This window comes from Pseudomonas sp. NPDC087639, from assembly GCF_044743385.1.
GTDB lineage: Bacteria > Pseudomonadota > Gammaproteobacteria > Pseudomonadales > Pseudomonadaceae > Aquipseudomonas.
This window is the reverse complement of record NZ_JBIUWI010000173.1, coordinates 1-1975: the sequence shown is the minus strand read 5'-3', so window position 1 is coordinate 1975 and position 1975 is coordinate 1. Positions and strand designations below refer to the sequence as shown.

General features: G+C 58.6%; 1 protein-coding gene. It reads left to right on the top strand.

The annotated features are described in order from the left end of the window. A partial coding sequence (gene fadB / locus ACIOVB_RS27635) for a fatty acid oxidation complex subunit alpha FadB (protein WP_401272290.1) occupies positions 1 to 1958 on the top strand: 1958 nt, incomplete at its 5' end. Between the last annotated feature and the right edge of the window lie 17 nt (positions 1959 to 1975).

The window sequence follows — 1975 nt, the reverse complement described above, 5'->3', positions numbered from 1 at the left end:
TGTTCATCGGCGGCGCCGACATCCCCGACATGGTCGACCACGTCAAGCTGCCGGATGCCGAGCTGGTTGCTGGCAATCTCGAAGCCAACAAGATCTTCAGCGATTTCGAAGACCTCAACGTTCCGACCGTGGCCGCGATCAACGGTATCGCACTGGGTGGCGGTCTGGAAATGTGCCTGGCGGCTGACTACCGCGTCATGTCCACCAAGGCCAAGATCGGTCTGCCGGAAGTCAAACTGGGTATCTACCCAGGCTTCGGCGGTACTGTGCGTCTGCCGCGTCTGATCGGTGTCGACAACGCTATCGAGTGGATTGCCGCCGGTAAGGAAAACCGCCCTGAAGACGCCCTGAAAGTCAGCGCAGTCGACGCCGTGGTTGCTCCAGAGAAGCTGCAGGAAGCTGCCCTTGAACTGATCAAGCGCGCCATCTCCGGCGAGTTCGACTACAAGGCCAAGCGTCAGCCGAAGCTGGAAAAGCTCAAGCTGAACGCCATTGAACAAATGATGGCTTTCGAAACAGCCAAAGGTTTCGTGGCCGGTCAGGCTGGCCCGAACTATCCGGCGCCGGTTGAAGCAATCAAAACCATCCAGAAAGCCGCGAACTTCGGTCGTGACAAGGCGCTGGAAGTTGAAGCTGCAGGTTTCGTCAAACTGGCCAAGACCTCTGCCGCGCAGAGCTTGATCGGTCTGTTCCTGAACGATCAGGAGCTGAAGAAAAAGGCCAAGGCCTACGATGAAATCGCCAAGGACGTGAAGCAGGCAGCCGTACTCGGCGCCGGTATCATGGGTGGCGGTATCGCTTATCAGTCGGCCTCCAAAGGCACGCCGATCCTGATGAAGGACATCAACGAGCACGGTATCGAGCAGGGTCTGGCCGAAGCCGCCAAACTGCTGGTTGGCCGCGTTGATAAAGGTCGCATGACCGCAGCGAAAATGGCTGAAGTGCTCAACGGCATTCGTCCGACCCTATCCTACGGCGATTTCGGTCACGTCGACCTGGTGGTCGAAGCTGTGGTCGAGAACCCGAAGGTCAAGCAAGCCGTGCTGGCTGAAGTCGAAGACAAGGTCAAAGAGGACACCATCCTCGCGTCCAACACATCGACCATTTCCATCAGCCTGTTGGCCAAGGCCCTCAAGCGTCCGGAAAACTTCGTCGGCATGCACTTCTTCACCCCGGTGCACATGATGCCGCTGGTGGAAGTGATCCGTGGCGCGAAGTCCAGCGAGCTGGCAGTTGCCACCACCGTTGCCTACGCCAAGAAAATGGGCAAGAACCCGATCGTCGTCAACGACTGCCCGGGCTTCCTGGTCAACCGCGTGCTGTTCCCGTACTTCGGCGGTTTCGCCAAGCTGGTCAGCGCCGGTGTGGACTTCGTCCGCATTGACAAAGTCATGGAAAAATTCGGCTGGCCAATGGGCCCGGCGTACCTGATGGACGTGGTCGGCATCGACACCGGTCACCACGGTCGTGACGTGATGGCTGAAGGTTTCCCGGACCGCATGAAGGATGACCGTCGCTCGGCCATCGACGTGCTGTACGAAGCCAAGCGCCTGGGTCAGAAGAACGGCAAGGGCTTCTACGCCTACGAGGCCGACAAGAAAGGCAAGCAGAAGAAAGTCGCCGATCCGTCGGTACTGGAAGTGCTCAAGCCGATCGTTTACGAGCAGCGCGAAGTCACAGACGAAGACATCATCAACTGGATGATGATCCCGCTGTGCCTGGAAACCGTGCGTTGCCTGGAAGACGGTATCGTTGAAACTGCCGCTGAAGCCGACATGGGTCTGGTCTACGGCATCGGTTTCCCTCCATTCCGTGGCGGTGCGCTGCGCTACATCGATTCGATCGGTGTTGCCGAGTTCGTTGCCCTGGCTGACCAGTACGCTGATTTGGGCGCGCTGTACCACCCGACCGCGAAGCTGCGCGAAATGGCCAAAAATGGCCAACGCTTCTTCGGTTAAGCGCCCCCAACTAGAGT